Here is a 24,447-nt window from a genome sequence, read left to right as displayed (position 1 = left end):
CTCCTTCTCGTCCGTGGGAGAACGATCGTTCTCCGCCGATGTCGCCTACACTAGAGAACGAGCGTTCTCAGCGCAAGGGCCGGGAGCAGAACGCCGGGTGACGGCCCGGTGAAGGGCGGTGGACCGTGACGCGGGCGACCGAGCAGACCGCGACGACCGACGCGCGCGACCGCGTCGTCGCCGCCGCTGACGCGCTCTTCTACGCGCGCGGCATCCAGGCCGTCGGGATGGACGAGGTCCGCACCGCGGCCAACGTGTCCCTCAAGCGCCTCTACGCCGAGTTCCCCGGCAAGGAAGCCCTCGTGCTCGCGGTGCTCGACGCGCGGCACGGGATCTGGGAGGCAGGCCTGAGCGGTGCGCTGAGCGGCGTCGACGACCCGCGGCGGCGGTTGCTCGCGATCTTCGACTTCCTCGCCGAGTGGTTCACCGACGACACGTTCCGCGGCTGCGGGTTCATCAACGCGTTCGGCGAGCTCGGCGCGACGTCGCCCGCCGTCGCCGACGCGGTCCGCGTGCACAAGCAGTCGTTCCAGGACCACGTCGCCCGGCTCACCGCCGACGCCGGGGGCGACCAGGCCCTCGCCGCGCAGCTCGCCCTGCTCGCCGAAGGGGCCCAGACGACCGCCGCCATCGCCGGCCGCGCGGACGCCGCCCGCCAGGCACGCGCCGCGGCGGAGGTGCTGATCGACGCCGCGCTCGGCGCGCGCTGAGGTCGCGGCCCGCATGACCGACCACGACGGACACGACGAGACGCGACGCGACACGACGGCCCTCGGCACGAGCGGCCGCGGCACGACCGACGACCGCGCGACCGGCGTGCGCGTCCGGCCGGGTCGCGCCGACGACCTCTCCGCCCTCGCGCGGTTCGCCGGCTCGCCGGACCGCGCACGGTGGCGCGTCGACGAGGCGCGCGACGGCCGCGAGACGCTGCTCGTCGCCGAGGACGCCAGCGGTCCCGTCGGCACCGTCAGCGTCCGCTGGGACAACGACTGCGACCCGCCGCACCCCTGGCTCTACGGGCTGCACGTCGACGCCGGACACCGCGGCCGCGGGGCGGGCGAGCGGCTCGTGCACGCCGCCGAGGACGCGGCACGCGACCGCGGCGCCGCCGCGTTGAGCCTCGACGCCGACCGCGACGACCCCGTCGTCGGCTGGTACGAACGTCGCGGCTACCGGCGCGTCCGCCCGCACGAGCACCGCTGGACCAGCGTCGACCCGCGGACCCGCCAGGTGACCGCGTCGGGGACCGCGGCGACGTGGGTGCTGCGCCGGTCGCTCGACGGGCACGACGCCGACACCCGTGCCCGCACGACCGACGCCGGCAGCGGCACCGGGGAGGCCTCGTGACGTCCGCGCTGGAGCGGTACGACACCCTCCCGCCCGTCGCCACGACCGACCTGCGCGGCACGTGGCGCGGTGCGGGGATCCCCACCGGTCATCCGCTCGACGGCGTGCTCGAGCACCTCGGCTGGTTCGGCAAGAGGTTCGACGACGACGACACCGCGCACCCGCTGCTGTTCCGGTCGGGCCACGGCGTCGTGCGCGTCCACCCGGGCCTGGTCCCGTTCGGGCTCGTGCTGCGCACCGCCCCGCTCCTGCGGACACCGCCCGCCGCCGCGGCGTTCGCGCTCGTGCGGCCGTTCGTCACGACGCGTCGCCCGCGCGCCCGGCTGCGCGAGGTGCGCTACCGCGGGGTCGTCTCGGCCGCGATGGTCTACGACGACCTGCCGATCGTCGACGCCTTCAGGGCCGACGACGACGGGTCGGTGGTCGGTGCGATGGACACGCGAGGCATGGCCGAGCCCTACCTGTTCCGGCTGCGCCGGATCCGCTGACGCGCGACGACGAGCAGCGACCGGTGCCGACCCCGGAGATGCGCCGGGCGGGCGGTCGTCGAGGGCGACGCGGGGGTCGCGGTGCCGCGGTCGACGTGACCGCGCGGTCAGGAGACCGGACCGCGGTCAGGCGGCACCGGTCCGCGGTCAGGCGGCACCGGTCCGCAGTCAGGCGGCACCCGAGCGCGGTCAGAACGTGAGCAGCACCTTCGTCGCGCGGCGCTCGTCCATCGCCCGGTAGCCCTCGGCCGCCTTCTCGATCGGCAGGGTGAGGTCGAAGACCAGGCCGGGGTCGATCTCCCGGTCCCAGATGAGCCGGATCAGCTCGGGCAGGAACCGGCGCACGGGTGCAGGACCGCCGTGCAGGTGCACGCCCGAGAAGAACAGCTCCCCGCCGGGCAGCGCGACGTCGTGCGAGACGCCGACGTACCCGACGTGACCACCGGCCCGGGTCGCGCGGATCGCCTGCATCATCGACTCCTGCGTGCCGACCGCCTCGATCGTGCTGTGCGCGCCGAGCCCGTCGGTGAGCTCCTCGATCCGTGCGACGCCCGCGTCGCCGCGCTCCTCGACGACGTCCGTGGCGCCGAACCGGCGCGCGAGCTCCTGCCGGTCCTCGTGCCGGGACATCGCGATGATCCGCTCCGCGCCGAGCTGCTTCGCGGCGAGCACGCCGAGCAGGCCGACGGCCCCGTCACCGACGACGGCCACGGTCTTGCCCGGGCCCACCTCGGCGGCGACGGCTGCGAACCAGCCGGTGCCCAGCACGTCGGACGCCGCGAGCAGCGACGGGATCAGGTCGGGGTCCGGCATGCCGGGGGTGGCGACGAGGGTGCCGTCGGCCAGCGGGACGCGCACGTACTCGGCCTGCGCGCCGGGGAGGGCGCCGGGCTGCCGGTGCACGCAGTGCGTCTGGTAGCCCGCCCGGCAGATCTCGCACGTGTTGTCAGACGCGAAGAACGTGCCGACGACGAAGTCGCCGACCTTCACGTGCGTCACGGCGGAGCCGACCTCCTCGACGACGCCCACGTACTCGTGACCCATGGGCTGGCGGTCGACGTCGTCGGCCCCGCGGTACGGCCACAGGTCGGAGCCGCAGATGCAGGTGGCGGCGAGCCGCAGGATCGCGTCGGTGGGCTCGACGATCGTCGGCCGCTCGGTCTCGTCGACCCGGACGTCGCCCGGGGAGTGCATGACGACTGCTCGCATGGTGGTGGTGCCTCTCGGTCGGGGATGCCTCCAGCGAACCCGACCCCCACCGACGCGAGGAGTCCCTGACGAAGGGTGTACCCGCGGTGCACCCCACGTCGTGGCCTGTCTCCGCGACGCGCACCGGCCTACCGTCGACGGCATGGACAACCGGTCGGACGTGCGTGAGTTCCTCATGTCGCGGCGCGCGAAGGTCAGCCCCGAGGCGGCCGGCGTCGTGGGCGGCGCGAACCGCCGCGTGCCCGGCCTGCGGCGCAGCGAGGTCGCGGCCCTGGCCGGGGTCAGCGTCGAGTACTACGCGAAGCTCGAGCGCGGGGCGATCGGCGGTGCGTCGGCGTCGGTCCTCGACGCGGTCGCGCGGGCGCTCATGCTCGACGACGCCGAGCGGGCGCACCTGTTCGACCTGGCCCGGGCCGCCGACGGCATCCCGTCGTCCGGACGCGTGCGCCGACGGACGACGCGCTCGACGACGCCCCGGCCGAGCCTGCAGTGGGCGCTCGCCGCGATCACCGACGGCGTCGCGTTCGTCCGCGACCAGCGGCAGGACCTGCTGGCGACCAACGCGCTCGGCCGCGCGTTCTACTCCCCCGTGATCGGCGACGGCGGCCGCACGCCCAACCTCGCCCGGTTCCAGTTCCTCGACCCGGCGGCGCGCGACTTCTACCCGGACTGGGACCTGTTCGCGGAGATGTGCGTCGCGATCATGCGCGCGGAGGCCGGGCGCGACCCGCACGACAAGGGCCTCCAGGACCTGGTCGGCGAGCTGTCGACCCGGAGCGAGACGTTCCGCCGGCTGTGGGGCGCGCACGACGTGCGGACGCACGGCGCGGGCACCAAGCGGTTCCACCACCCGGTCGTCGGCGAGCTCGTGCTCGCGTACGAGGAGCTCGCGATCACCGCCGAGCCGGGCCAGGTGCTCATGGTCTACACCGCGGAGCCGGGGTCGCCGTCGGCCGAGCGGCTGCGCCTGCTCGCGTCGTGGGCGGCCGACCCGGTCCACGCGGCGACGCCGCCCGCATGACGCGCCCGCCCGCCGACGAGGAGACGCCCGTGGACCTGCAGGACTTCCTCGACCACGTCGGGGCACGCCGGCTGCTCGAGGCCGGCTCGCCCGCGCACGCCTTCCTGCACGACGCCGCCCAGGAGGCGATGCGCGTCGGTGCCGAGCTCAACACCGGGTACCGGACGCCCGACGAGGTGCGCGCGCTTCTGTCCCGCCTCACCGGCCGCCCGGTGCACGAGTCCGTGACGCTCTTCCCGCCGTTCCACTGCGAGTTCGGCAAGAACCTGACGCTCGGGCGGGACGTCTTCGTCAACATGGGCTGCCGCTTCCAGGACGCGGGCGGCATCGCCATCGGGGACGGCTCCCTGATCGGTCACGGCTGCACCGTGGTCACGTTGAACCACGCTTCCGACCCGGCCCGTCGGGGCGACATGCTCCCCGCACCCGTGGTGATCGGGCGCAAGGTGTGGCTCGGCGCCGCGGTCACCGTCGTGCCGGGCGTGACGATCGGCGACGGCGCGATCGTCGGCGCGGGTGCGGTCGTCACGAGGGACGTGCCGCCCGACACGGTCGTCGCGGGCGTGCCGGCGCGCGTCCTGCGGCCGACGGGCTTCCGCTCCACCGACGGCTGACGCCTCACGTCGGACCCCCGGCACGCGAGGCCCGACGCCCGGTGCGTCGGGGACGGCTGCGCCGACCAATTCGCAACCGCTGGTTGCGTCGGGGCGCCGCCCGGGTCTACCGTCATACGCAACCAATCGTTGCGAACAACGGGAGCAGCCATGGAGTTCGGCAGCATCGAGCGCGAGATCCACGTCGACGCGGCGCCGGAGGTCGTCTTCGAGGTCCTCAGCAGCCCGGAGCACATCCGGGACTGGTGGAACGGCGCGGAGACGGACCTGTCGGCCGAACCCGGGACCGGCACCGAGGTCGCGTGGGGACGCGGCACGGACGACGAGCACGTCGAGCGGCTCACCGTCGTCGCGGCCGACCCGCCGCGGCTCTTCTCGTTCCGCTGGGTCCCCGACGACGCCGACGACCCCGTCGCCGCCGCGCTGCTCGTGACCTTCGAGCTCGTGCCCGCCGGGTCCGGGACGCTTCTCCGGCTCACCGAGACCGGCTTCCGCGAGAAGGGCTGGGAGGCCGCCGTCATGGAGGCCGCCTACGCCGACCACGTCAACGGCTGGGACGTGTTCGTCCCCGCCATCGCGGCGCACGCCGAACGGCTGGTCGCGACGCGATGAGCACGGCCGTCGACGACGACCTCTGGTCGGCGGTCGGGGACCCGACGCGTCGCCGCATGATCGACCTCCTGCTCACCGACGGACCGGGCACCGCGACCTCGCTCAGCGAGCGCCTGCCCGTGACGCGTCAGGCCGTCGCCAAGCACCTCGTCGTGCTCGACCGCGTCGGCCTCGTGCACGTCACGCCCGCCGGCCGCGAGCGGCGCTACGAGGTCGACGAGGCCCAGCTCGCCCGCGCGGTCGCCCAGCTCGCCGGCGTCGGCCAGGCCTGGGACGCCCGCCTGCAGCGCATCAAGCGCATCGCCGAGGCGATCGCGCGCAGCCAGGAGAAGTGACCGGAACCGAGGAGAGAGAAGGGTTCGAGATGGTGGACATCATCCACAGGGTCGGCATGCGGTCGGCAGCCCTGGACGACGTGTACGCGGCGCTCACCACGATCGACGGTCTGTCGGGCTGGTGGACGACCGACACGACCGGCGACCCGGACGTCGGCGGGCTGCTGGCGTTCCGCTTCCCGCAGGGCGGCTTCGACATGGTCGTGCTCGAGTCCGAGCCGGGTCGGAAGGTCGTCTGGGAGGTCGTCGACGGTCCCGAGGAGTGGATCGGCACGACCGTGCGCTGGGAGCTCCGGCAGGACGGCGAGTACGTCATCGTGCTGTTCGCGCACGAGGGCTGGCGCGAGCCCGTCGAGTTCATGTCGCACTGCAGCACCAAGTGGGCCACGTTCCTGGTGAGCCTCAAGCAGCTCGTCGAGACCGGAGCAGGCGCCCCGGCACCCGACGACCTCGCGATCTCCGACTGGCACTGACCCGGGAGGGCCCGCCGGCTACGGGTGGACCGTGTGCGTCACGGGGTACCACTCGTCGCCGGCGGGCTCGCCGTCGAGGTTCCAGCTCCACGACTCGGTCGGTCGCACCCGCACGTACCATCCGGGGCCGATCATCCCTGCGCGCTCGACAGGGTCGTCGGCGATGCCGTAGACGCGCACGCCGCGCGCGACGAACGGGTCCAAGGACGGCACGTCGTCGAAGACGATCGCCACCCGGCGCCGGCCCGCGAGCACGTGGCGGACCTTGCGCGTCCGCAGGACCGCCTCACCGCCCCCGAACCAGAACGCCTCCCCGTCGAACTCGCACGCGACCGGCACGACGTCCGGCTGGTCCTGCTCGCCGACGGTCGCGACGCGTGCGACCGGGTGCTCGCGCAGGTAGGCGGCCTCCTGCGGGGTGAAGGCGGTGCCGTCCATCGACCCTCCCGGGGTGTCGGTGCCCGAAGGGCAGCGTCGTCGCGGTGAAGCCTTTCGGTCGGCCGACGGGCGCTCTCGGCCAGGTCCCACGCCCCTAGTGTGCGCACCACGCCGACACCCGGGAGGGCTCGATGACGAGACGGACGCGGTTCGGACTGACCGTCGGGGCGGTCGCGGTGCTCACGATGCTGCTGCCCGCGCCTGCGTGGGCCGGCGACGTGCAGCGTGAGGAGTTCACGCGCCCGCCCGCCGACCCGTGGCAGGTGATCGGGTTCGGCGGGGGCCCGGTCACGAGCACGCGCGGCGGCGCGATCACGATCGGCCGCGAGACGCTCGTGATGCTGCTCGAGACCGCGGGGACGTCGGAGTGGACCGGCGCGTCGGGGCGGCTCACCGGGTGGGACGTCGACGTCCGGATGCGGCTCGGCCGCGACGCGACGGGCGCGTGCCTCGACGAGGAGTCGGGCACACCGCCGCCGACGCTGCTGTGGGTCGGCGACACCATGGACCTGCTCCAGGTCGGCTTCGCTCCCGGCGAGCTCTGCGTCCTCTACCCGTACGAGGACCGCCAGGTGATCCCGCTCGACACGCACCGGTGGCACCGGTACCGCCTCGAGGCGCGCGGCCAGCAGGTCCGGCTGACCGTCGACGGCCGGACGGTGCTGGACCGGACGTTCACGGGACGCGGCGCGGGGACGGTCGGGCTGGGGTTCGAGACGTACCGGGGCTCGTCCACGTGGGACTACGTCCGGTACGACACCGCCCCCGGCCACCCGTGCACGATCCGCGGCACCGACGGGCCGGACGCCCTGACGGGCACGCCGGACGCGGACGTCATCTGCGCCGGCGCGGGCGACGACCGCGTCTCGGGGCTCGGCGGCGACGACGTGCTGATCGGGGGCGACGGCGACGACGTGCTGCTCGGCGGCGACGGCCACGACCTGCTGCAGGGCGGCTGGGGTGCCGACGTGCTCGACGCGGGCGCGGACAGCGGCCGGTCGGAGGGCGGTCAGGGCGGCGACCGCTTCGCCCTGGGCGCGGCCCCCGACGGCGCCCACCAGGTCGTCGGCGGTCCCGGGCACGACGTCGCGGACTACGGCGCGCGCTCGGCGCCGGTCACCGTGACGCTCGACGGCTTCGGCGGCGACGGGTCGGCCGGCGAGGGTGACGCCGTGGGTGCGCCGCCGCCGTGGAACGCGTCGCCCGACGTCGAGGAGGTGCGCGGCGGTGCGGGCGACGACGTGCTGACGGGCTCGCCGTGGCGGGACGCGCTCGTCGGCGGCCTCGGTGCCGACGTGCTGCGCGGACTGGGTGACGCGGACACGCTGCGCGGCGCCGACGGCGTCGAGGGCAACGACCGGCTCGACGGCGGCGACGGCACCGACGCGTGCACGGCCGATCCGCTCGACGTGCTGACGTCGTGCAACGACCGCTACCCGCCGTACCCGACACCGACGCCGGTGCCCACGCCGTCCGGCACACCGACCCCGGCCCCGACCGCGACGACGTCCGGCGGCGCGGCGCCCGGACCGTCCGGCGGCGTGTCGCGCATCGGGCCCGCGCGCGTCCTGCCGACCGTCGCACCGCTGTCACCCGACCGTGGCTGAAACGTTTACCTCACGTCCGGACGGGCCGCCGCTGTAGCGGTCAAGCGCTGACGGGCGCACCCTCCTCACGAGCGGTCGCGCACCTCGCCGGTGGACGTGGCCGTGTCGCACCCACCACGCACGAGGAGCTCCATGTCCCAGCGCACGAGAGTCGCCGCGCTGCTGTCCGCGGCGGTGCTCGCCATGTCGGGGATCAGCGCGATCACCGCCATGTCGGCACAGGCCGCGGCCGGCTGCAAGGTCGACTACGCCATCACGAACCAGTGGAACCCCGGCTTCGGGGCCAACGTCACCGTCACCAACCTCGGCGACCCGGTGTCGTCGTGGACGGTCGGCTGGACGTTCCCGTCGGGCCAGCAGGTCACGCAGGCCTGGAACGCCGAGGTCACGCAGTCGGGCAGCGCCGTCACGGCGCGCAACGTCGCGTGGAACGGCGCGGTCCGCACGGGCGGCACCGCGAGCTTCGGCTTCAACGGCACGTGGAGCGGGTCGAACGCCGTCCCGACGCAGTTCACGCTCAACGGCGTCGCCTGCACCGGCTCCACGACCGGGACCCCGACGCCCACGACGTCGCCCACCCAGAGCCCGACGCCGACCCCCACGCAGACCACGACTCCCCCGCCGCCGACGGGGACGACGCCCGTCGCGATCAACGGCCAGCTGCGCGTCTGCGGCGTCAACCTCTGCAACCAGTACGGCAAGCCGATCCAGCTCCGCGGCGTCAGCACGCACGGGCTGCAGTGGTTCGCGAAGTGCTACAACACCGCGTCGCTCGACACGCTGGTGAACGACTGGAAGGCCGACGTCCTGCGGATCGCGATGTACGTGAACGAGGACGGCTACGTCACCGACCCGGCCGGCTTCACGTCGCGCGTCAACTCCCTCGTCGACCAGGCCGAGCAGCGCGGGATGTACTCGATCATCGACTTCCACACGCTCACGCCCGGCGACCCGAACGTGAACCTCGAGAACGCGAAGACGTTCTTCCGCAACGTGGCGAGCCGGAACGCCGCCAAGAAGAACGTCATCTACGAGATCGCGAACGAGCCCAACGGCGTGTCGTGGGAGCAGATCCGCACCTACGCCAACCAGGTCATCCCGATCATCCGCGCCGCGGACCCCGACGCCGTGATCCTGGTCGGCACCCGCGGCTGGTCGTCGCTCGGCGTGTCCAACGGCTCGACGTCGGCGGAGATCGTCGCGAACCCGCTCGCGTTCACGAACATCATGTACACCTTCCACTTCTACGCGGCGTCCCACCTGGACAACTACCGCAACGAGGTGCGCAACGCGGCGACGAAGCTCCCGCTGTTCGTGTCCGAGTGGGGCACCACCAGCGCGACCGGCGGCGGGACGGTCGATCTCGCCTCGTCGACGACGTGGCTCGACCTGCTCGACTCGCTCAAGATCAGCCACGTCAACTGGACGTACTCCGACGCGAACGAGAGCAGCGCGGCCTTCCGCGCCGGCACGTGCTCGGGCTCGAGCTACGGCACGTCGCAGCTGTCGCAGTCCGGCCAGTTCGTCCGCAGCCGCATCGTGACGGCGGACAGCTTCCCGACCGGCTGACGCCCGCACGACCCGCACCACCCGCCGCCCTCGGAGGTCCGCCTCCGGGGGCGGCGGCACGTCGGGCGGCGACGGATGTCGTGAACGGAGGTCCTCGCCCGTCACCCGGGCATGACTCCCACCGTCACGCCCACCGCGCACCGCGCCACGACCGCCCTGTTCCTCGTCAGCGGCCTGTCGTTCGGCGGCTTCGTCGTCCGCTCCGCCGCGCTCAAGGTCGAGCACGGCCTCGACGACCGCGCCTACGGGCTCACGAGCGTGCTGTTCGGCGCCGTCGCGATCGCCACGATGCAGGCGCTCGGCCCGCTGCTGCGCCGCGTCGGCCCGGAGGCCGTCGCCCGCGTCGCGGTCGTCGCGCTCCCCCTCGCCGTCGCGCTGCTGGGCGCGGTGCCCGGCACCGCCGGCTACGTCGCCGCGATCGCGGTGGTCGCCGCCGCCAACGGCGCGCTCGACGTCGCGATGAACGCGACGGCCGTCCGCGCCGAGCAGCGGATCGGGCGCCCGATCCTCAGCGGGTGCCACGCCGCGTGGAGCATCGGCATCACCGTCGCGACGCTCGCCGGGACCGCGAGCCTCGCCGCGAGCGTCCCCACCGCCGCGCACCTCGCCGCCGCGGCGTGCGTCGCCGTGCCCGTCGCGCTCGCGGCCGGGACGCGGCTGCCGCGGGCGGTCGACGGGGAGGGGCCGCAGGCCATCACCTCGCCGAAGGACGACGCTCCGCCGTCCGGGTCCACGCACGGGCGCCCGGCTGGACCGGTCGGCTCGCGGTCCGCCTGGTCGCCGGCGTTCGCGCGCGTGGCCGTCGTCGGCGTGGTCCTCATGGTCGCCGAGGGCGCAGCGCTCGCGTGGGGTGCGGTCCTGCTGCACGAGCAGCGGGGGGCGACGCTCGCGGTCGCCGCCGCTGCGACGACTGCCTTCACCGCCGCCCAGACCCTGGGCCGCCTCGTCGGCGACCGGCTGCGGGCGGCGTGGGGCGACGCGCGGCTCTTCCGCCGCGGCGCGGTCGTCGGCGCGTGCGGGCTCGCGCTGGGCGCGCTCGCACCGGACCCCGTGGCGGCCGTCGCCGGGTTCGCGCTGCTGGGGCTCGGCGGCGCGACGCTCGTGCCCATCGCGTACGCCGAGACGGGCCGTCTCGACCCGAGCGGGCGCTCGGCCGCGCGTCTCTCGGTCTTCGTCTACGCCGGTGTGCTGGCCGGTCCAGCGGCGATCGGGCTGGTCGCGGCGGGCGCAGGACTGACCGCCGCCGTCGCCCTGGTCGCACCGCTCCTGGCCGCCTCGGCGCTCGTGCTCCCCGGCTCGGACACGTCGCGTGCCCACCCCGCCGCGACGACCGCCGGTCGCGCGCCGTCCTGAGCCCCGGACGCCCTGGCCGCGTCCGCGTGACCCACATGGCGTGGGTGGCTGTCCGGCTGCGGCGCCGCACCACGTCGAGTCAACGACGGCTGTCGCGTCCGGCGACAGGCCCTTGACTGGCGGCGGCGGCCGTTCGTATCGTCCTCTCCACGACGCTGCAAGAACTCGACAGTTGTGACGCACAAAGTTGTGTGTCGCTCGGAACACCAGCACGACGGCGTCGGGCCGCTGCCTGCGCACTCAGCGGTCGCTCCTGGTCCACCACTGAACGCCGTGCACGTGCCGGCGGGGTCAGCGACCCCGTGACGCGTCCGGGGAGCACGCGGCCGACGACGACCGCGACGCGCCCGGCTGCGCCCACGTGCCCGGCCCGGACCCGCCGCTGAGGCGGGAGAACGAGGACGACCCATGAGAAGGAACGTCAGGCACGCGGTCGTGGCGCTCGCCACGGCGGCGCTCGTCGCACCGCTCGGCCTCGCGCTCGTCGCGCAGGGCGCCGCCGCGGCACCCGTCAACCTCGCCGCGGGCAAGCCCGCGACGGCCAGCAGCACGACCGACGTCTACGGCGCCGGCAACGTCACCGACGGCAACCAGGCCACGTACTGGGAGTCGACCAACAACCAGCTCCCGCAGTGGGTGCAGGTCGACCTGGGCGCCGCCGCCACGGTCACGGACCTCGCGCTGAAGCTGCCCACCTCCGGGTGGGGAGCGAGGACCCAGACGATCACCGTGCAGGGTTCGACCACCGGCTCGACCTTCACGACGCTCAAGGCGCAGGCCGCGTACACGTTCGCCCCGGCGTCCGGGAACACCGTCGCGGTGGACGTCACCGACACGTCGGTGCGGTTCGTGCGGCTCAGCATCTCGGCGAACACCGGCTGGCCCGCCGGGCAGCTCGCGGAGCTCGAGGTGTTCGGCACGGCGGACCCGACGTCCACCCCGACGACGCCCACGACCACCCCGCCGACCGGCAAGGACCTCGCCGCCGGACGGCCGGTCGTCGCGTCGTCGACCGAGTGGACGTACGTCGCCGGGAACACGGTCGACGGGTCGCTGAGCACCTACTGGGAGGGCGCGGGCGGGCAGTACCCGTCGACCCTCACCGTGAGCCTCGCGTCGGCGAGCCAGCTCTCGGGCGTCGTCGTGAAGCTCAACCCCGACGCGGCGTGGGGCAACCGGACGCAGACGTTCGAGGTGCAGGGTCGTACCGGGACGGGCGCGTTCACGACGCTCGCACCCTCGGCGGCCCGCGCGTTCAGCCCGTCGTCGGGCAACATCGTCACCGTCCCGGTGACCGGCACCGCGTCCGACGTGCGGCTCGTGTTCACGGGCAACACGGGGGCGGGCAACGGGCAGGTCGCCGAGCTGCAGGTGCTCGGCACGCCCGCGCCGAACCCGGACCTCACGGTCACGGGCGTGACGACGTCGCCCGTGAACCCGACGGAGTCGACGGCCGTCACGCTGAGCGCGACCGTCCGCAACGCCGGCACGGCCGCGTCGGCCGCGACCTCGGTCGCGTTCCAGGTCGACGGGCAGACGGCCGCCACCGCGTCGGTCGGCGCGATCGCCGCGGGCGCGACGGCCACCGTCACCGCGTCGATCGGCGCACGCGCCGCGGGCTCGTACACGGTGGGCGCGACCGCCGACCCGGCGAACACGGTCGTCGAGCAGGACGAGTCGAACAACGCGTACAGCAGCCCGACGAGGCTCGTCGTCGCGCCCGTCCCGACGTCCGACCTCGTCCCCGTCGTGAGCTGGAGCCCGGGCAACCCGGCGGCCGGCGCAGTCGTCACGTTCACCGGGGCGGTCGCGAACAACGGCAACGTCGCGACGTCGTCGGGCGCGCACGCGCTCACCGTGACGATCAAGGACTCGACCACGGGTGCCGTCGTGAAGACCCTCACCGGCTCGCCCAGCGGCGCGATCGCGGCGGGCGCGACGAGCGCCACGGTCAACCTCGGCACCTGGACCGCAGCGAACGGCACGTACACGGTGTCGAGCGCCGTCGCCGCCGACAGCACCGAGGTGCCCGGCAAGCAGGCCAACAACGTCGTGACCGGCGGGATCTACGTCGGCCGCGGCGCGCACCTGCCGTTCGACATGTACGAGGCGGAGGACGGCCGCACGGGCGGCGGCGCGGTGCTCGTCGGGCCCAACCGCACGGTCGGCGACCTCGCGGGCGAGGCGTCGGGGCGCCGGGCGGCGACGCTGTCCGCCACGGGCGCCTACGTCGAGTGGACGCTCAAGAACCCGACGAACACGCTGGTCACGCGCTTCTCGATCCCGGACAACGCCGCGGGGACCGGCCAGAACGGCAGCATCGACATCCTGGTCGACGGGACGTTCCTCAAGCGCCTCGACCTCACGTCGCGGTTCGCGTGGCTGTACGGCAACGAGACCAACCCGAACAACCAGCCGGGGTCCGGCGGGCCGCGGCACATCTACGACGAGGCGAACACCCTGCTCGGCACGACCGTGCCGGCCGGCGCGACCATCCGCCTCCAGCGCACCGCGAGCAACCCGCTCCCGGTCACGGTCGACTTCGTCAACACCGAGGTCGCGACGGCGAACCCGAACCCGAACCCCGCGCAGTACGTGCAGCCCACGGGCTTCACGCACCAGGCGGTGCAGGACGCGCTCGACAAGGTGCGCATGGACACGACCGGCGCGCTCAAGGGCGTCTACCTGCCGACCGGCGACTACAGCACGAGCAGCAAGTTCCAGGTGTACGGCAAGCCCGTCGACATCGTCGGCGCCGGACCCTGGTTCACACGGTTCTTCGCGCCGAGCGGGCAGGAGAACACCGACGTCGGCTTCCGGGCCGAGGCGTCGGCGAACGGCTCGAAGTGGCGCGGCTTCGCGTACTTCGGCAACTACACGTCGCGGATCGACGGGCCGGGCAAGGTCCTCGACTTCACGAACGTCGCGAACATGACGGTCGACGACCTGTGGGTCGAGCACATGATCTGCATGTTCTGGGCGTCCAACATGGACTCCTCGACGATCACGAGCTCGCGCATCCGGAACACGTTCGCCGACGGCATCAACATGACCAACGGGTCGGCGAACAACCGGGTCGCGAACATCGAGGCACGCGGCACGGGCGACGACTCGTTCGCGCTGTTCGCGGCGACCGACGCGGGCGGCACCGGCCAGACGGGCAACGTGTACGAGAACCTGACGTCGCTGGTCACGTGGCGGGCCGCGGGCCTCGCCGTCTACGGCGGGTACGGGAACACGTTCCGCAACATCTACATCGCGGACACGCTCGTGTACTCCGGCATCACGATCAGCTCGCTCGACTTCGGCTACCCGATGGACGAGTTCGGTTCCGCCGCGCCGACGAGCTTCCAGAACATCTCGATCGTGCGGGCCGGCGGCCACTTCTGGGGCAACCAGACGTTCCCCGCGATCTGGGTCTTCTCCGCGTCGAAGAAGTTCCAGGGGATCCGCGTGAGCGACGTCGACATCGTCGACCCGACCTACTCGGGGATCATGTTCCAGACGAACTACGTCGGGAACCAGCCGCAGAACCCGATCACCGACACGACGTTCACGAACGTGTCGATCACCGGGGCCCGCAAGAGCGGCGACGCCTGGGACGCGAAGTCCGGGTTCGGCATCTGGGTCAACGAGATGCCCGAGGCCGGTCAGGGTCCCGCGGTCGGGTCGGCGACGTTCACCAACCTGCGCCTGAGCGGGAACGCGCAGGACATCCGGAACACGACGTCGACGTTCACCATCAACCGCAACTGACGCCGACGCGCTGACCGCCCGGGCCGGGTCGCTCCCCGGCCCGGGCGGTAGTCCGACCGGGCCGCGCGGGCCTACCGGAGCGGGAAGCGGAACGGGATCGGGATGCCGCCGCAGCAGCAGACGCCGCTCACGTCGGACTGCGCGAGCAACGCCGCGGCTCGGTAGCAGGCGAGGAGCTGCAGCGCCGTCGGGACGACCGACCGCACGACGCCACGCCGGGCGACGAACCCGCGGACCGCGACCGAGCAGGAGTCGCCGCCGTGCGCGACGCGGTGCGCACAGCTCCAACCCTTCCGGGGCGAGAGCCGACGCTGGTACGCGGCGATGAGGCGGTCGGCGGCGCTGGCGAGGGGGCCCATCGGGTCACGGTAGGTGGCGCTCCGCAGGCTCGCGCGGCGAGCGGTCGACGACGCCCGGGCCGCCCCTGACGCCGTCGCGGCCGCCGTCAGGCGTCGTCGCGCAGCCGCCGGTACGTCGTCGTCAGCCGGTAGTCCTTGCGCGGCCCGACGGCGTGCCAGACCTCCTCGTACGCGTCGTCGCCGACGAACCGGCCGGCCACCGTGTACGTGTCGTCGCCGCAGTCGTGCACACCGGACCACCGGTCGTCGCGCAGGTCGAACCCGTAGAACGGCCGCCCGTCGCCGAACAGCACCTCGACGGACCCGTCACCGGCGCCGCGCAGCAGCAGCCGTCGCGCCGCGGGCCGCTCGTCCCCACCGAACGCGAGCACGCCCTCCTCGACGCACGCGAGCCCGCCGTCGTCCGTCGGCGCGAACGCCGCCGTCCCGCGGAACGTCCCGTCCAGCCCGGCGCGCGCGTCGGCGACGGCGCGGTCGACCGACCACGCACCGGCGAACCTCGCGAGCACGTCCACGGTCGTGACGCTCTCACGACGGGCCGGTCCGCCGGAAGCTCGGAGAGCCGGCCCGCCCGGTTGCGACCCGCAGCGCCGCGCGTAGCGTGCGTGCTGGTCGACGACGACGACGCCTGAGGGGGCCAGCATGGTCGCGCGCACCGAGGTCGAGCACGTCCGGACGGACCCTGACCTCCCGCCGGTCGCGGTGGTCGAGCGCGGCCCGCTCCCGGCCTCGCGTCGCGCCGTCCTCACGGTGGTCGCCGTCGTCGGCGCCGTCGCCTGGTCGATCCTCGCGCTGGTCCGCGGCGAGCACGTCAACGCCGTGTGGTTCGTCTTCGCGGCCGTCTGCACCTACGTCATCGCGTACCGCTTCTACGCGCGGCTCGTCGAGTCGAAGGTCGTGCGGCCGCGCGACGACCGGGCGACTCCTGCCGAGCGGTACGACAACGCCAAGGACTTCATGCCGACGGACCGGCGCGTCCTGTTCGGGCACCACTTCGCGGCGATCGCCGGGGCGGGGCCGCTGGTCGGTCCGGTGCTGGCCGCGCAGATGGGCTACCTGCCGGGCACCGTGTGGATCATCGTGGGCTGCGTGCTGGGTGGCGCCGTGCAGGACTACCTGGTCCTCACGCTGTCCGTCCGGCGGCGTGGCCGGAGCCTCGGTCAGATGGCGCGCGACGAGCTCGGCAGGTTCGGCGGCGTCGCGGCCATGGTCGCCGTCTTCGTCATCATGATCATCCTCATCGCCGTGCTCGCCCTCGTCGTCGTGAACGCGCTCGCCGCGAGCCCGTGGGGTGTCTTCTCGATCGCGATGACGATCCCCATCGCGCTGTTCATGGGCGCGTACCTGCGGTTCCTGCGGCCCGGTCGGGTGTCCGAGGTGACGATCATCGGCGTCGCGCTGCTGCTGCTCGCGATCGTCGCGGGCGGCTGGGTCGCCGAGACGGACTGGGGCCAGGACTGGTTCTCCCTGAGCCCGGTCGCGCTCGCGTGGTGGCTCGCCGCCTACGGGTTCGCCGCGTCGGTCCTGCCCGTCTGGCTGCTGCTCGCACCGCGCGACTACCTCTCCACGTTCATGAAGGTCGGCACGATCGTCCTGCTCGCCGTGGGCATCCTGGTCGCGCGGCCCGAGGTGCAGGCGCCCGCGGTGTCCTCGTTCGCGCTGCGCGGCGACGGACCCGTCTTCGCCGGTGCGCTGTTCCCGTTCCTGTTCATCACGATCGCGTGCGGGGCGCTCTCCGGGTTCCACTCGCTCATCGCGTCGGGCACGACGCCGAAGCTGCTCGAGAAGGAGAGCCAGGCGAAGCCCATCGGCTACGGCGGGATGCTCACCGAGTCGTTCGTCGCGATCATGGCCCTCGTCACCGCCGTGGTCATCGACCAGCACCTGTACTTCGTGATGAACGCGCCGGCGGGTGCGACCGGTGGGACGCCCGAGACCGCGGCCGCGTACGTCAACGGGCTCGGACTGGGCGGCACGCCCATCACTGCGGGGGAGATCGAGAGCGCCGCGCAGTCCGTCGGGGAGGAGTCGATCGTCTCGCGCACGGGCGGCGCGCCGACGCTCGCGTTCGGCATGTCGCAGGTGCTCAGCACGGTCCTCGGCGGGTCCGGCCTCGCGGCCTTCTGGTACCACTTCGCGATCATGTTCGAGGCGCTGTTCATCCTCACCACGGTCGACGCGGGCACGCGCGTCGCGCGCTTCATGCTGTCCGACAGCCTCGGCAACGTCGGCGGACCGCTGCGACGCTTCCGGGACCCCTCGTGGCGCGTCGGGGCGTGGGTCTGCTCGGTCGTGGTCGTCGGCGCCTGGGGGGCGATCCTCCTCATGGGCGTCACCGACCCCCTCGGCGGCATCAACACGCTCTTCCCGCTGTTCGGCATCGCGAACCAGCTCCTCGCCGCGATCGCGCTGACCGTGGTCACCGTCGTGGTCGTCAAGAAGCGGCTGTACCGGTGGGTGTGGATCCCCGCGGTCCCGCTGCTGTGGGACCTCGCCGTGACGATGACGGCGTCGTACCAGAAGGTGTTCTCCGACGAGCCGCGGATCGGCTACTGGGCCCAGCACCGGGCCTTCCAGGACGCGCGCGCCGCGGGCGAGACGACGTTCGGCGTCGCGACGTCGCCGGGCGAGATCGACGCGGTCATCCGCAACACCGCCGTGCAGGGCACGCTGTCGATCGTCTTCGCGGTGCTCGTGATCGTCGTCGTGCTGGTGGGTGCCGTGGTCGTCGTCCGGTCCGTGCGCGCCGGAGGCCTGCCCACGACCGAGGAGCCCGACGAGCCGTCCCGCATCTTCGCGCCCCGCGGGATGGTGCCGACCGCAGCCGAGCGCGAGGTCGAGGAGCTGTGGGACGCGCACGCCCGCGCGGCGTCCGGGACGGGGACGCGGTCGTGACCGGGCGGGGCGCCACCGTCGGGGTCCGCGCGGTCGCGCGCGCCGTCACGCGCGTCGCCCGGGGGGTGCACTGGTACACGACGTCGCTCCTCGGGGACCGCGACTACGACCGCTACGTCGCGCACCTCGCGCGCGTGCACCCCGACGTCGTGCCGCCGTCGGCCGCGCAGTACTGGCGCACCCGCCACGCGGAGGCCGACACGCACCCCGGCGCGCGCTGCTGCTGACGCGCCGCTCCGGTCCGGTCCGGTCGGGGCCGGTCCGTCCAGTCCGGCCAGGCCCGGTCCGGTCCGGTCCGGTCCGCCGAGCGTCGGACGACCGTCTCGGGCCGACGACAGCCGCCGTCTCGGGGCCTAGCCTCGGGACATGGCCGACACCGGCGTCCCCGGCCGCCTCGCACCGCTCCTGTCGCAGTACGACTGGGCGTGCGAGCGGCTCCTCGCGCGCCTCACCGGACCCGACGCGGACAGCGGCGACGGCGAACGCGTCGCGGTCCCGCCGCTCACGGACGTCGAGTACCTGTGGGAGCCGGCACCGGGAGCCTGGTCGGTCCGGCGGAAGGTCGACGGGCCCGGACGCGGCGCGACCGTGCTGGTCGGCGCGGGCGAGTGGGGTCGCGACGGTGGCAGGCCGCACCCGTGGCCGCCGCCCCTGACGACGATCGCCTGGCGCATGGCGCACGTCGCCGAGATGCTCCTGCTCCGCGCCGAGTACACCGTCGGCAGCCGGCAGGGCTCCGAGGCGGACCTCGTGTACCCCGGCACGGCCGACGCCGCCGTCGACCTCCTCGCCCGCGGGGTGCGCGCGTGGCGCGAGGCGCTGGTCACCGCCGACGACGCCGCCCTCGACCAGGTAGGCCGCTGCACCTACCCCGACGGCGACGACGCCGAGCAGCCGTTCCTCGAGATCGTGTGGTGGGTCAACCAGGAGGTCCTGCACCACGGCGCCGAGATCGCCCTGCTCCGCGACCTGCACGGCGCGCTGCACACGGGCTGACCGTCCGACCGTCCTGCGACCGCCGGTGCGTCGACCGGTCGGACGACGCCCTGCGGCCCTTTGGGTCGACCGGTCGGAGGACGCCCTGCGGCCCTTTCGGTCGACCGGTCGGAGGACGCCCTGCAGCCCGTTCACCCGCACGACGCACGGGACCGGCTGCGACGGTCGACCGATCAGGGGAAAAGTGCGAAACGGACATCGCGTACCGTGGGAGCGCGTGCACACTCGGGGGAGCGACGCAGGACGGCGTCGGTCATCGACGCCAGGAGGACCCGTGCTCGGCATCCGCAGGACCCACGACGACCAGCCGCTCCCGGCGCACGGAGACGACTGGTCCGCGGACCGGCTGAGCGTCTTCCACCGCCGCCTCGCCGTCGCCGCGTCGGGCGCACCCTCGCCCGGCCAGGTCGACGCGCTGCTCGACGAGGTTCCCACGACCCCGCGCAACGTCGCCGCGCTGCTGGAGCACCTGGTCGACGAGCACGCGCGACGAGCCCGCGCCGCCGGGCGCTCGCGCGCCGTGGTGAGCGCGCCGCTGCCCGACGGCGCCGTCGCACGCGTCGGGCACCTGCTCGTCGTGCGCTGGCTCACGCGCCGCCAGGAGATGGGACGCCGGGTCATCCGCCGCGTCGCGCACTCCCCCGCCGCCGTCACCGCGCCGTCCGAGCGCACCGGCTGGCTGCTCGTCCGCCACCTGACGGACGGCCTCACGACACCGGCGCCGGCCTGACCGTCGACCCTCCGCGACGCAGGCCGGCGCCGGCACCCACCGTGCCGCGCGGTCGACGGTCGACTGCCGTCCTCGACGACGGGCAGGCGCTCCGCTCGTCGTGACCGACGCCCCGACGCGCCCGTGCGTGCTTGACTGCGGCGCGTGACGTACACGCCCGGGGGTCCCGATGGCGCCTGAGACCGACATCTCGAAGCCTGAGGCGGTCGCGGCGATCCAGCGACGGACGCTGCGGGTCGTCGTCGCGAGCCAGGTGCTCGGCGGGGCAGGGCTCGCAGCGGGCATCACCGTGGGGGCGCTGCTCGCGGAGCAGATGCTCGGCTCGCAGCAGCTCGCGGGCGTCCCGGCCGCGCTCATGACGACGGGCGCGGCGGTCAGCGCGTTCCTCGTCGGGCGGCTCACGCAGCGCCGCGGACGACGGGTCGGCCTCGTCTCCGGGTTCGCCGCGGGCGGGCTCGGCGGGCTCGGGGTCGTCACCGCGGCGGCCTTCGGCAGCGTGCCGCTGCTCCTCGGCGCGTTCCTCCTCTACGGCGCCGGGACGGCGACGAACCTCCAGGCCCGGTACGCGGGGACCGACCTCGCGCTCCCCGACCGACGCGGGACGGCCGTCTCGGTCGCGATGGTGTCGACCACGCTCGGCGCGGTCGCGGGTCCGAACCTCGTGGCTCCGCTCGGCGAACTCGCGACCCGCCTGGGCCTGCCCGCGCTCGCCGGCCCGTTCCTCCTCGCCGGAGCGGCGTTCCTCGCGGCGGGCGCCGTGCTGCTCGTGCTGCTGCGCCCCGACCCGTACCTGGTCGCGCAGCGCCTCGACGCGGCGACCGCGCCGTCGACCGACCACGTCCCGGGACCCGTCGTCGCCCCCGGCCGCGGTGTGGCGGTCGGGGCGACCGTCATGGTGCTCACCCAGGTCGCCATGGTCGCGATCATGACGATGACGCCCGTGCACATGCGCGCGCACCACCACGACCTGACGGCCGTCGGGCTGGTCATCGGCATCCACGTCGGCGCGATGTTCCTGCCGTCGCTCGTGACCGGCCCGCTCGTCGACCGCGTCGGCCGCATCCCGATGGCGATCGCGTCCGCCGTGACGCTGCTGCTGGCGGGCGTCACCGCCGCCCTCGCGCCGGCCGACTCCATGCCGCTGCTGATCGTCGCGCTCGCACTGCTCGGGCTGGGCTGGAACTTCGGGCTCATCGCCGGCACGGCGCTGGTCGTCGACGCGACGGTCCCCGCGAACCGCGCCCGGACGCAGGGCTCGCTCGACGTCCTCGTCGCGCTCGGCGGCGCGGGCGGCGGCGCGATGTCGGGCGTCGTCATGGCCGCCACGAGCTACGCGACGCTCTCGCTCATCGGGGGCGTGCTGTCGCTCCTGCTCCTGCCCGTGCTGCTGTGGACCCGGCGCCCCGTGCCCGCACGCGTCTGACACGGCCGTGCGCGCACGGCGTCGCGCCCCTGCCCGGCCCTGGCCTCCCCCGGCCCGAGCGCACGCGTCCGGCGGGGAGCGGTGCCTACACTGGCCGCGCCGTCGGCCGGTGGCCCGCGGACTCCCCCTGAACCTCTGAGGAGCAGCCATGCGCGCGACCGTCATCCACGGCGAGCGGGACGTCCGCGTCGAGGACGTCCCGGACCCGGTCCTGCGCGAGGACGGCAGCGGGCGCGACGCGGTCGTGCGGGTCGTCGCGGCGTGCGTGTGCGGGTCGGACCTGTGGACGTACCGCGGTGTGCAGCCTGTGCGGTCCCCGAAGCGGATCGGGCACGAGTTCATCGGGGTCGTCGAGCAGATCGGCGACGCGGTCGAGCACGTCGCGGTCGGCGACACCGTGATCGCGCCGTTCTACGTGTGCGACGGCACGTGCGTGAACTGCCGCAACGGCGTGAGCACGTCATGCCTGCACGGCGGCTGGTGGGGCTCCGACGACCGCGAGGGCGGGTTCGCCGACGGCGGCCAGGGCGAGCGCGTCCGGGTGCCGCTGGCCGACGGGACGCTCGTCGTCGTGCCGGACGTGGACCTGGAGAGCGAGTCGGGCCGCGCGCTCGTCCCGCACCTGCTCACGCTGTCCGACGTCATGGGGACCGGCCACCACGCGGCCGTCTCCGGCGGTGTCCGCGCCGGCTCGACGGTCGCGGTCGTCGGGGACGGCGCGGTCGGTCTCTGCGCGGTCGCCGCCGCCCGCCGGCTCGGGGCGTCACGGGTCGTCGCGATGTCCCGGCACCCGCAGCGGCAGGAGCTCGCGCGTCGCCTCGGGGCGACGGACGTGGTGCCCGAGCGCGGTGACGACGGCGTCGCGCGGCTCAAGGAGCTCTTCGACGGCGTCGGCCCGGACGTCGTGCTCGAGTGCGTCGGGACGGCCGAGTCGATGGACCAGGCCCTGCGGTCCGCGCGGCCCGGCGGCCAGGTCGGCTTCGTCGGGGTCCCGGCGGGCGGTCCGGAGCTTCCGGTGCGGACGATGTTCGACACCAACGTCGGGGTGCGCGGTGGCGTCGCACCCGTGCGCGGCTACATCGAGGAGCTGCTGCCCGAGGTGCTCGACGGGCGCCTCCAGCCGGGCGTCGTGTTCGACCTCGAGCTCCCGCTCGAGGAGGTCGCCGAGGCGTACGCCGCGATGGACGAGCGCCGCGCGACGAAGGTGCTGCTGCGCCCCTGACACGTCCCGCACGGCCACGCCCGAGCCGCGCGGGCGCCGCCGGACGACCGTGCGTGCGACCGGGCGCGGCGGACCGGCGACGTGCGCGGACGCGCCGACGTCGCCCGCACCGCAGCCCCTACGGTTCGGGCGTGACCCGACTGCTGCCGTACGCCGCCGCCCTCTGCCTCCCCGCCCTGCTGCTCGCAGGGTGCTCCAGCACACCGGAGGAGGCCGAGCCCGCGACGGCGGTCCCGGCCGGTTGGCTCGACGCCGCCGCCACGGGCTGGCCGGGTTCGGCCGGCCACGGCAGCTCCGCACCCGTCCTGTCCGGCGACGACTGCGTCCTGACCGACGAGGTCGTCGCGCGTGGCGCGACGGCGCGCACCGACCTCAGCGGCTGGGGGCCGTACGGCGACGACGCGTCCGCCGACGACGCCTTCCGCTACGTGTGCGAGTTCCGCGGCGACGACGTGAGCGCACAGCTGCAGCTCGTCCAGGCGGGCTCCCCCGCCGACGCGCTGGCGACCGTCGACCTCTTCCTCGACCAGCGCACGACCTCCGACCAGGAGAACGAGGCGTCGACCGTGCAGGTGGCCGGCGTCGACGTGCACGTCAACCACCGCTGGTACCCCGGTCCCGGGTACGGCGAGGCGACGGCGCTGTTCCACGACGAGGACGCGGACGCGCTCGTGCAGCTCGAGGTCTCGTCGCTCGACGAGGACGCGTTCGACGCGTACACCGCGCAGCAGGTCGCCGACGACCTCATGGAGCAGCTCGGCCGCGCCTGAACGCCGCCCGCGCTGACCGGGCCGCGCTGACCGGACCGCGGGGCCGACCGCGCAGGCCGACCGCGCAGGCCGACCGGGCAGCCCGACCGCGCTGACCGGCCGCTCAGGCCGACCGCCGACGTCAGGCCGCCACCGGCACGGTGGGCGCGAACGGCAGGATCTCCTCCTCGCCCCCGTCGACGACCAGGCAGCTGCTCTCCGGCACCTCGAGCCACGCCCCGCGCAGGTCGCCGAGCGGCTCGGAGACGACGATCCGCGTCTCGTCGGACAGGTCGTGCAGCACGGGGTTGTCGGGGTACTGGTGCCGCAGCACCGCGACGTCACGGTTCCGGAACAGCGAGCGCGAGCGCCCTTCCGACGAGTAGCGGAACGCCCACAGCCGGCGGCCGTCGGTCACCGCGACGGTGCCCTGCACGGGGTAGGCGACGCCGTGGCGCTGCCCGGTGTCCTCGACGAGGCCGAGCGCGGCGGCGACGGCGGACGGCGGGTCGTCCTGGAGCCCGAGGGTCAGCGCGAGGTGGAACAGCGTCTCGGAGTCGGTCGTGCCCTCGATGAGCGGGAAGAGCGACGGGTCGACGGCGAGCTGCAGGTCGCGCTTGAACGTCGCGAAGCCGTCGACGAAGCCGTTGTGCATGAAGAGCCAGCCGTCGTGCCGGAAGGGGTGGCAGTTGGTCTGCTGGACGGCCGAGCCGCTGGTCGCGCGGACGTGCGCGAAGACGGTGCCGGACCGCACGTGCGCCGCGAGCTCGCGCAGGTTCCGGTCGCTCCACGCGGGCTCGATGCTGCGGAACAGGCCGGGCGTCGGGGAGTGCTCGTCGTACCAGCCGACGCCGAACCCGTCGCCGTTGGTCGGCTCGGCGCCGAGCCGGCTGTGCAGGCTCTGCACGACGAGGGAGTTCGCGGGCTTGTAGAGCAGCTCGTCGAGCGTGACCGGGGACCCCGTGTAGGCGAGCCAGCGGCACATGGTCGGCCTCCTTGCCGGCGCCCGCGGGTCGGGCCCGTCGTGCTCACTCTGCGCCGGTTCGTCGGCGTTGCCCAGCCCCGGGGTCGGTCACGAGCGCCGCAGTGACCGGGCGACGGCATGCGGGACCGCCGCGCGGCGGGTCGACGCCGGCAGCGGGCACCACGAGTATCGAAAGTCACGGTCCTGAGCCTCGCTCGTGCACTGCCGCAACGACGCGGAGCCGGGCGGTCGACACTTAATCGGTTCGGGACTCCGGCAACCCCTCG

General features: G+C 74.2%; 24 protein-coding genes. 19 read left to right on the top strand and 5 right to left on the bottom strand.

Annotated elements, in window-relative coordinates:
* The first annotated feature begins 125 nt into the window (after positions 1-125).
* Genes GXP71_RS18400 through GXP71_RS18390 form a run of 3 tightly spaced genes read left to right on the top strand, consistent with a single transcriptional unit; the run spans position 126 to position 1,835 of the window.
* Positions 126-710 (top strand): TetR/AcrR family transcriptional regulator, encoded by a 585-nt coding sequence (locus GXP71_RS18400; protein WP_162353849.1) that lies wholly within the window; start codon positions 126-128, stop codon positions 708-710.
* Positions 711-723: 13 nt separating this feature from the next.
* Complete coding sequence (locus tag GXP71_RS18395; RefSeq protein ID WP_162353848.1) at positions 724-1,347, top strand: GNAT family N-acetyltransferase; 624 nt, start codon at positions 724-726, stop codon at positions 1,345-1,347.
* Positions 1,344-1,835, top strand: coding sequence for a GXWXG domain-containing protein (locus GXP71_RS18390; protein WP_162353847.1), 492 nt, complete (start codon positions 1,344-1,346; stop codon positions 1,833-1,835). Before GXP71_RS18395 ends, GXP71_RS18390 begins: the two co-directional genes overlap by 4 nt.
* 189 nt (positions 1,836-2,024) lie before the next feature.
* Here the strand turns inward: GXP71_RS18390 and GXP71_RS18385 are convergent, their stop codons facing one another.
* On the bottom strand, positions 2,025-3,044 hold the full coding sequence (locus GXP71_RS18385; RefSeq protein ID WP_162353846.1) for a zinc-dependent alcohol dehydrogenase family protein: 1,020 nt from the start codon (positions 3,042-3,044) through the stop codon (positions 2,025-2,027).
* A gap of 142 nt (positions 3,045-3,186) precedes the next feature.
* On the opposite strand from GXP71_RS18385, the gene GXP71_RS18380 reads away from it, so the two are divergent.
* From GXP71_RS18380 to GXP71_RS18360, 5 genes are all read left to right on the top strand, one after another.
* Complete coding sequence (locus tag GXP71_RS18380) at positions 3,187-4,065, top strand: helix-turn-helix transcriptional regulator (RefSeq protein ID WP_124341724.1); 879 nt, start codon at positions 3,187-3,189, stop codon at positions 4,063-4,065.
* Positions 4,062-4,679 (top strand): sugar O-acetyltransferase, encoded by a 618-nt coding sequence (locus GXP71_RS18375; protein WP_238402493.1) that lies wholly within the window; start codon positions 4,062-4,064, stop codon positions 4,677-4,679. Before GXP71_RS18380 ends, GXP71_RS18375 begins: the two co-directional genes overlap by 4 nt.
* 150 nt (positions 4,680-4,829) lie before the next feature.
* Positions 4,830-5,291: an SRPBCC domain-containing protein gene (locus GXP71_RS18370; protein ID WP_162353845.1), complete on the top strand. Its 462-nt coding sequence runs from the start codon at positions 4,830-4,832 to the stop codon at positions 5,289-5,291.
* Positions 5,288-5,626, top strand: a complete 339-nt coding sequence (locus GXP71_RS18365) for a metalloregulator ArsR/SmtB family transcription factor (protein WP_162353844.1) — start codon at positions 5,288-5,290, stop codon at positions 5,624-5,626. Before GXP71_RS18370 ends, GXP71_RS18365 begins: the two co-directional genes overlap by 4 nt.
* 29 nt (positions 5,627-5,655) lie before the next feature.
* Positions 5,656-6,099, top strand: coding sequence for an SRPBCC domain-containing protein (locus GXP71_RS18360; protein ID WP_124341731.1), 444 nt, complete (start codon positions 5,656-5,658; stop codon positions 6,097-6,099).
* Between the two features lie 18 nt (positions 6,100-6,117).
* Here GXP71_RS18360 and GXP71_RS18355 read toward each other — a convergent pair whose 3' ends face one another.
* A complete protein-coding gene (locus tag GXP71_RS18355) occupies positions 6,118-6,537 on the bottom strand; it encodes a PPOX class F420-dependent oxidoreductase (RefSeq protein WP_162353843.1) in 420 nt (139 codons plus the stop codon).
* A gap of 131 nt (positions 6,538-6,668) precedes the next feature.
* Here GXP71_RS18355 and GXP71_RS18350 point away from each other — a divergent pair, with 131 nt between their 5' ends.
* From GXP71_RS18350 to GXP71_RS18335, 4 genes are all read left to right on the top strand, one after another.
* On the top strand, positions 6,669-8,144 hold the full coding sequence (locus tag GXP71_RS18350) for a calcium-binding protein (RefSeq protein ID WP_162353842.1): 1,476 nt from the start codon (positions 6,669-6,671) through the stop codon (positions 8,142-8,144).
* 132 nt (positions 8,145-8,276) lie between these two features.
* The gene (locus GXP71_RS18345) at positions 8,277-9,713 is read left to right on the top strand and encodes a cellulase family glycosylhydrolase (RefSeq protein WP_162353841.1); all 1,437 of its coding nucleotides are present in this window, start codon (positions 8,277-8,279) and stop codon (positions 9,711-9,713) included.
* A gap of 111 nt (positions 9,714-9,824) precedes the next feature.
* Entirely contained in the window at positions 9,825-11,066 is a 1,242-nt protein-coding gene (locus tag GXP71_RS18340) for an MFS transporter (RefSeq protein WP_162353840.1), read from the top strand.
* A 408-nt stretch (positions 11,067-11,474) separates the two neighbouring features.
* Positions 11,475-14,822 carry a discoidin domain-containing protein gene (locus tag GXP71_RS18335; protein WP_162353839.1) on the top strand — a complete coding sequence of 1,116 codons (3,348 nt, stop codon included), beginning with the start codon at positions 11,475-11,477 and terminating at the stop codon, positions 14,820-14,822.
* 71 nt (positions 14,823-14,893) lie between these two features.
* On the opposite strand, the gene yidD is transcribed toward GXP71_RS18335, so the two are convergent.
* Complete coding sequence (gene yidD, locus GXP71_RS18330; RefSeq protein WP_162353838.1) at positions 14,894-15,181, bottom strand: membrane protein insertion efficiency factor YidD; 288 nt, start codon at positions 15,179-15,181, stop codon at positions 14,894-14,896.
* Between the two features lie 86 nt (positions 15,182-15,267).
* A complete protein-coding gene (locus GXP71_RS18325; protein WP_162353837.1) occupies positions 15,268-15,696 on the bottom strand; it encodes a DUF6314 family protein in 429 nt (142 codons plus the stop codon).
* Positions 15,697-15,823: 127 nt separating this feature from the next.
* On the opposite strand from GXP71_RS18325, the gene GXP71_RS18320 reads away from it, so the two are divergent.
* The 7 genes from GXP71_RS18320 to GXP71_RS18290 all read left to right on the top strand — a co-directional run bounded on the left by GXP71_RS18320 (position 15,824) and on the right by GXP71_RS18290 (position 23,217).
* Positions 15,824-18,076 carry a carbon starvation CstA family protein gene (locus GXP71_RS18320; protein WP_162353836.1) on the top strand — a complete coding sequence of 751 codons (2,253 nt, stop codon included), beginning with the start codon at positions 15,824-15,826 and terminating at the stop codon, positions 18,074-18,076.
* Positions 18,073-18,303, top strand: coding sequence for a YbdD/YjiX family protein (locus GXP71_RS18315; RefSeq protein WP_162353835.1), 231 nt, complete (start codon positions 18,073-18,075; stop codon positions 18,301-18,303). Before GXP71_RS18320 ends, GXP71_RS18315 begins: the two co-directional genes overlap by 4 nt.
* A 139-nt stretch (positions 18,304-18,442) precedes the next feature.
* Entirely contained in the window at positions 18,443-19,072 is a 630-nt protein-coding gene (locus tag GXP71_RS18310) for a DinB family protein (protein WP_124341156.1), read from the top strand.
* 274 nt (positions 19,073-19,346) lie between these two features.
* Positions 19,347-19,802 (top strand): hypothetical protein, encoded by a 456-nt coding sequence (locus GXP71_RS18305; RefSeq protein WP_124341157.1) that lies wholly within the window; start codon positions 19,347-19,349, stop codon positions 19,800-19,802.
* A 169-nt stretch (positions 19,803-19,971) separates the two neighbouring features.
* Positions 19,972-21,225 (top strand): MFS transporter, encoded by a 1,254-nt coding sequence (locus GXP71_RS18300; protein WP_162353834.1) that lies wholly within the window; start codon positions 19,972-19,974, stop codon positions 21,223-21,225.
* Between the two features lie 148 nt (positions 21,226-21,373).
* A complete protein-coding gene (locus GXP71_RS18295) occupies positions 21,374-22,447 on the top strand; it encodes a zinc-dependent alcohol dehydrogenase family protein (RefSeq protein WP_162353833.1) in 1,074 nt (357 codons plus the stop codon).
* 131 nt (positions 22,448-22,578) lie between these two features.
* Positions 22,579-23,217 (top strand): hypothetical protein, encoded by a 639-nt coding sequence (locus tag GXP71_RS18290; RefSeq protein WP_162353832.1) that lies wholly within the window; start codon positions 22,579-22,581, stop codon positions 23,215-23,217.
* Positions 23,218-23,338: 121 nt separating this feature from the next.
* On the opposite strand, the gene GXP71_RS18285 is transcribed toward GXP71_RS18290, so the two are convergent.
* Entirely contained in the window at positions 23,339-24,181 is an 843-nt protein-coding gene (locus GXP71_RS18285; RefSeq protein WP_162353831.1) for a class II glutamine amidotransferase, read from the bottom strand.
* Positions 24,182-24,447: the final 266 nt, after the last annotated feature.

The sequence above is a fragment of the Cellulomonas sp. H30R-01 genome (genome assembly GCF_010119915.1).
Lineage (GTDB): Bacteria > Actinomycetota > Actinomycetes > Actinomycetales > Cellulomonadaceae > Cellulomonas > Cellulomonas algicola.
This window is presented reverse-complemented; position numbering and strand designations above follow the sequence as displayed.